The sequence below is a fragment of the Hansschlegelia beijingensis genome, assembly GCF_045505405.1.
Classification (GTDB): Bacteria; Pseudomonadota; Alphaproteobacteria; order Rhizobiales; family Methylopilaceae; genus Methylopila; species Methylopila beijingensis_A.
Genome location: NZ_JBJKEX010000192.1, coordinates 1 through 5,708, shown reverse-complemented (window position 1 = coordinate 5,708; position 5,708 = coordinate 1). Strand labels below are relative to the sequence as shown.

Genomic DNA, 5,708 nt, shown 5'->3' with positions numbered 1-5,708 from the left:
GACGAGCGGCGCAGGCTCCGGAAGGCCCGCCAGGGCGGCGACGCTCACGCCGGACCGCTTCGCCTCAAGGTCCCAGAACGCGCAGTCCAGCGCGTTGCGCGCCGCGCCGGCTGGGAGCCTCGACTGGAGGGCCGCGCGGTCGAGGCCCGAGGCGATCTCGGGTGCGAGAGCGTCGATCTCGGACTTCACGCCCTCCGGCGTCTCTCCGTAGCGAGCATAGGGGCGACACTCTCCGCGTCCGCGGCGCGCTCCGTCAGACAGTTCGACGACGACGGTGACGACTTCGCTCACGGAGCCGCGGGCGATCGAAAAGGCGCCGGCGACCGGCCAGCGCTCAATCCGGGAGGCGAGGGTGATCGGCAACGCTAGAGCGACCTCCGCCCGTGAGCGCACGCGGCGCTCACGAGAACTCCGCCAGCAGCCGGTCCACGATCGGCGCCACGCCGAAGCGGACGGGATCGGAGACCGGAAGGGCATGCGCCGCCCGGGCGGCGTCCAGCGTGGCCCGCGCCTCGTCCTCCGGCAGCGCCGCGGTGTTGATCGCGATCCCGACGCAGCGGATGTCCGGATTGGTCAGACGTCCCGCCGCGATCGTCTCGTCGATGACGTCGGAGATGGTCGGCAGAGGGAAGTCGACGTTGCGCATCGTGGTCCGGGTCGGCTCGTGACAGACCACGAAGGCGTCCGGCTGCGCGCCGTGCAGCAAGCCGAGCGTCACCCCGGCGAAGGACGGATGGAACAGCGACCCCTGACCTTCGATCACGTCCCAGTGGTCCGGCGCGGCTGCGGGCGTAAGCCATTCCGCCGCGCCCGAGATGAAGTCCGCGACGACCGCGTCGATCGCGACGCCGCGGTCGGCGATCAGCACCCCCGTCTGTCCGGTCGCCCGGAACTCCGCGTCGAGGCCGCGCGCCCGCATCTCGGCCTCGAGGGCGAGGGCGGTGTATTTCTTGCCGACCGAGCAGTCGGTGCCGACCGTCAGCAGCCGCCGGCCCGGCCTTCTTCCGCCCTTGCCGGTCGCGAACCGCTGATCGGAGCGCCGGACGTCGTGCAGGCGACGGCGATGCGCGCGGGCAGCCTCCGCGATCCGCGGCAGGTCGGCTAGGCGTTCGTGCATGCCGCTCGCGACGTCGAGACCTGCTTCCAGCGCCGCGACGATCTGGTCGACCCAGTGCTCGGGCAGTGATCCGCCGGGGTTCACGACCCCGATGACCATCGTACGCGCCCCGCGCGCGACCGCCTCTCTGACGTCGAGATCCGGCAGCCCCGTGTCCGCCTTGCACCCCGGAAGCCGGATCTGGCCGACGCACCAGTCGCGTCGCCAGTCGACGATGCCGGTCGCGGTTTTGGCCGCAAGCGCGTCGGGAGCGTCGCCTAGAAACAACAGATAAGGCTTCGTGATCTCCACCAAGGTCTCCGAAGGGGCGGTCGCCTCGACAGGACGCGACGCGGCTGAGTATTACGAGCGGGGCGCTGACCGGCAAGGCGTCGCGATTACAGGCGAATCCGGGTGCAGGTTGCGGAAGACGTCGCGGATCTAAAGGTCGAGGCATTCGACGACGGTCTCGTGCTGACGCCGCTTGGCCCGTGGACCGCCGAGACCGGCGATCTGCTGCAGCCGAAGATCGAAGCCGTCGACTTCTCGATCGCGAAGGGCAAGACCGTCGCGTTCGACCTCTCCGGCCTCGACCGGCTCGACACCGTCGGCGCGTTGCTCATCGAGCGTATGCGGAGAGCCGCGGAGGACGCGGGAGCGACCGCGGAGCTTCACAACGTCCGGCCCCAGCATGCGCGCCTCATGGAGGCTCTGCGCGGGCGAGTTCAGGATGCGCCGCCTGCGGTCGAGCGCGACCGCGGCGTGGTGGCCTGGTTCGCCCAGTTCGGCGGACGCGTCGAGGCGGCCGGCTCCGACGTCTCGAAGGGCCTGGGGTTCCTTGGCGCGGTCGTGGTCACCACGGGCCGGATGATCGTCGCGCCCTGGCGATTCCGCTTCACAGCCTCTGTGGCGCACCTCGATCGGGTGGGCCTTCAGGCGGTGCCGATCATCACGCTGATCTCGTTCCTGGTCGGCGCCATCGTCGCCCAGCAGAGCATCTTCCAGCTCCGCAATTTCGGCGCGACCCTGTTCGTGGTCGACCTGCTCGGCATCCTGGTGCTGCGCGAACTCGGCGTGCTGCTGACCGCCATCATGGTCGCCGGCCGGTCCGGCTCCGCCTTCACGGCCGAAATCGGCTCCATGAAGATGCGCGAGGAGATCGACGCCCTCAGGACGATGGGCCTCGACCCGATCGAAGTGCTGGCCATGCCGCGCCTCACGGCGTTGCTGATCGCGATGCCGCTGCTGTCCTTCCTGGCCGCGATGGCGGCGCTGCTCGGGGGCGGGCTGGTGGCCTGGGGCTATGGCGACATCACCCCGATCACCTTCCTGCAACGGCTCAAGGACGCGCTGTCGCTGCAGACCTTCTTCGTCGGAATCATCAAGGCGCCCTTCATGGCGCTGGTGATCGGCCTGATCGCCTGCACCGAAGGAATGAAGGTGAAGGGCTCGGCCGAGTCGCTCGGTCAGCGGACGACGTCCTCGGTGGTGAAGTCGATCTTCGTCGTCATCGTTCTCGACGGCTTGTTCGCGATGTTCTTCGCGGCGATAGGCATATGATGAACGACGCCCCCGCCGATTCCGCCAACGGCCGCTCCGCCCAGGATGAGCTCGTCATCCGCGTGCGCGATCTCGTCGTAGGCTTCGGCGAGCGCAACGTCATCGACGGCATGGACATGGACGTCCGCAAGGGCGAGATCCTGGGCGTCGTGGGACCTTCCGGAACCGGCAAGTCAGTCTCGTTGCGCGCGATCATCGGGCTGACCCCGAAGCGCGCCGGCAAGGTCGAGGTGTTCGGGGTCGATCTCGACGAAGCGACGGACGAGGAGCGGCTGGGGATCGAGCGCCGCTGGGGCGTGCTGTTCCAGCAGGGCGCGCTGTTCTCGTCCCTCACCGTGCGCCAGAACGTCGAGATGCCGCTCCGCGAGCACACCAAGCTCAGCCCGAAGCTGCGGGAGGAGATCGCGCGGCTGAAGATCGATCTGGTCGGGCTGAAGCAGGACGCCGGCGACCGGTTCCCCTCCGAGCTTTCCGGCGGCATGATCAAGCGCGCCGCCCTGGCGCGCGCTCTGGCGCTCGATCCCGACATCGTGTTTCTCGACGAGCCGACCGCCGGGCTCGACCCGATCGGCGCGAACGCGTTCGACCGGCTGATCATGACCCTGAAGGAGACCCTGGGCCTGACCGTCTATCTGGTGACCCACGACCTGGACACGCTGACCACCGCCTGCGACCGCATAGCCGCGCTCAAGGGCGGAAAGGTTCTGGCGATCGGCCCGATGTCCGAGATGGTCAAGAACGACGATCCCTGGATGAAAGAGTACTTCCGGGGCGAGCGGGCGCGCGCCGCCGGCATTGGCGCCACGGCGGCCTGAGGCGAACCGGACAGATGGAAACCCGCGCGAACCACGCCCTGATCGGCGCCTTCACCCTGGCGGTCATCGCCGCCGCCTTCGCCTTCGTCTGGTGGTTCTCCGACATCGGCCAGAACCGCGACCGTGCGATCTATCGCATCCAGTTCCCCGGCGCCGTCTCCGGCCTGACGCCCGGCTCCGCGGTGCTGTTCAACGGCATTCGCGTCGGCGACGTCGTGGACCTGAACTTCGACCCGCAGGACCCGGCCAAGGTCATCGCGCGCGTGGAGATCGCCAAGAACACGCCTGTGCGCACCGACACGCGGGCCCGGCTCGAGATGACCGGCCTCACCGGCGGCGCGGTCGTGCAGCTCACCGGCGGCTCGCCGACCGCGCCGGCCCTTCCGCTCGTCACGACGAAGGACGGCGACCCGAACAACGCGCCCGTGCTGATCGCGGAAGCCTCCGCGTTCCAGGACATCCTGGAGGGCGCGCGCACGGTGCTGCAGCAGGCGCAGACCACATTCGGCGACATTCAGGGCCTGGTGGGCAACAGCCGCGGCTCGATCGAGCGGTCGTTGCAGAACGTCGAGACGTTCACGGCGGCGCTCGCCGCGAACTCCGGCGACATCAAGGGCTTCATGCAGAACACGGGCGTCGCCGCGCGCCAGATCGGCAACCTCGCCGACCATCTGGTGCCGCTGGTCACCGACGTTCAGAACCTCGTCCGCGCGGTCGACGTCAACAAGGTCGACCAGACCATGTCGAACGCGGTCGCCTTCACGGATTCGCTCAAGAACGCCGGCCCGAAGGTCGATCAGGCGATCGGCGACCTGGCGCAGCTGGCCGAACAGTTGCGCGGCGCCGGCGCCCGGGTCGAGGACACCCTGAAGCAGGTTCAGGCGATCGTCACGGCCGTCGATCCCAGCAAGGTCAACGCTTCCGTCGACCGGTTCACCGCCGTGCTCCAGTCGATCGACCCCGCGAAGGTCTCCAGCGTCATCGACAACATCCAGAACGCCTCGCGCAACGCCGAGCAGGTCGTCGCGGCGATCGATCCCGAGAAGGTGAATCGCGCCGTCGACGGCGTCGCCGGCCTCGCGACATCGATCGACGGTCAGACGATCAACCGCACGGTGGCGAGCATCGACCGCGCCGTCTCGGCGATCGACGGCGACAAGATCCGCTCGACGGTCGACAACGTGAACGCCTTCGCCGAGGCCCTCGGCCGCAACGCCCAGAACGTGGACCAGATCGTCGCCGACGCCCGCAGCATCTCCTCGCGGCTGACGGGCACCGCCGACAAGCTCGACGGCCTCCTGGACGACGCCCGCAAGCTCGTGGGCGGCGGCGAAGCGCAGGGCGCGATCGCCGACTTCCAGAAGACCTCGCAGGCTATCCGCGAGCTGGCGATCAAGCTCGAGAGCCGGACCGCAGAGATCAGCGCCGGCGTCACGCGGCTGTCTAGTTCGGGCACGCGCGACCTTTCGGCCTTCGTCGCCGACAGCCGCCGTACGCTGAACAATCTGGATTCGGTGATCCAGGAGCTCAAACGGAACCCCCGCCAGTTCCTGTTCGGCGAAAGCGGCGGCGTGCCGGAGTATCGCGGTCGATGACAAGGACGCTGCAGGTGAACACCAGCGAAACGACGCCGGCGCCGCGCGGCGCAGCCGGACCTCGCGCCCTGCGGGCGGCGGCGCTGCTCGCGGGCGTGCTTGCGCTGCCGGGCTGCACGAGCCTGCTCGCAGGCGGCTCCCCGCCCACGACCTTCGATCTTTCGGCGCCCCGCAATCTGCCCGACGCCGGACGCGGGCGCGGCAACCTGGTGGTTGGTGAGCCGGCCGCCGTGGCCGTGCTCGACGGCCAGAGGATCGCAGTTCACCCGAAGCCGGGCGAGGTGGCCTATCTGCCGAACGCGCAGTGGTCCGACCGGCTCCCGAAGCTGATGCAGGCGAAGATCATCGAGGCGTACGAGAACGCCAACCGGCTGGGCTCCGTCGGCCGGCCGGGCGACCGGCTCTCGGTGGACTACCAGCTCGTGACCGAGCTCCGCGCCTTCGAGGTCGACGCGGGCTCAGGCCTCGCCAAGGCGGAGCTCACCGCCAAGATCGTCAATGACAAGACGGGCAAGATCGTCGCCGCCGAGGTGTTTTCGGCCCGCCGGCCGCTGGACGCCGCGGCTGACGCCCTTTCTTCTCCCTCCCTCGCAGAGGGGAGGGTGGACGGGCGGAGCCCGGCCGGGTGGGGTGCTCTCAGGA

The 5,708-nt window shown here is 69.3% G+C and carries 5 protein-coding genes and 1 pseudogene; 4 read left to right on the top strand and 2 right to left on the bottom strand.

What is annotated here, in order from left to right:
* Together ACIKT0_RS12025 and dgcN are read right to left on the bottom strand one after the other, a co-directional pair.
* Nucleotides 1–363, bottom strand: a pseudogene (locus tag ACIKT0_RS12025) (dipeptide epimerase); the annotation flags it as partial.
* Between the two features lie 37 nt (nucleotides 364–400).
* Nucleotides 401–1,408 carry an N-acetyltransferase DgcN gene (dgcN, locus tag ACIKT0_RS12020; RefSeq protein ID WP_407105567.1) on the bottom strand — a complete coding sequence of 336 codons (1,008 nt, stop codon included), beginning with the start codon at nucleotides 1,406–1,408 and terminating at the stop codon, nucleotides 401–403.
* A gap of 96 nt (nucleotides 1,409–1,504) precedes the next feature.
* On the opposite strand from dgcN, the gene ACIKT0_RS12015 reads away from it, so the two are divergent.
* The 4 genes from ACIKT0_RS12015 to ACIKT0_RS12000 form a co-directional block, all read left to right on the top strand.
* Nucleotides 1,505–2,656, top strand: a complete 1,152-nt coding sequence (locus tag ACIKT0_RS12015) for an MlaE family lipid ABC transporter permease subunit (protein ID WP_407105569.1) — start codon at nucleotides 1,505–1,507, stop codon at nucleotides 2,654–2,656.
* Nucleotides 2,656–3,471 carry an ABC transporter ATP-binding protein gene (locus ACIKT0_RS12010; protein ID WP_407105568.1) on the top strand — a complete coding sequence of 272 codons (816 nt, stop codon included), beginning with the start codon at nucleotides 2,656–2,658 and terminating at the stop codon, nucleotides 3,469–3,471. The genes ACIKT0_RS12015 and ACIKT0_RS12010 overlap by 1 nt, the downstream gene beginning before the upstream one ends.
* Nucleotides 3,472–3,485: 14 nt before the next feature.
* Complete coding sequence (locus ACIKT0_RS12005; RefSeq protein WP_407105566.1) at nucleotides 3,486–5,066, top strand: MlaD family protein; 1,581 nt, start codon at nucleotides 3,486–3,488, stop codon at nucleotides 5,064–5,066.
* 14 nt (nucleotides 5,067–5,080) lie between these two features.
* On the top strand, nucleotides 5,081–5,708 hold a 628-nt coding region (locus ACIKT0_RS12000), incomplete at its 3' end, for an ABC-type transport auxiliary lipoprotein family protein (RefSeq protein WP_407105564.1).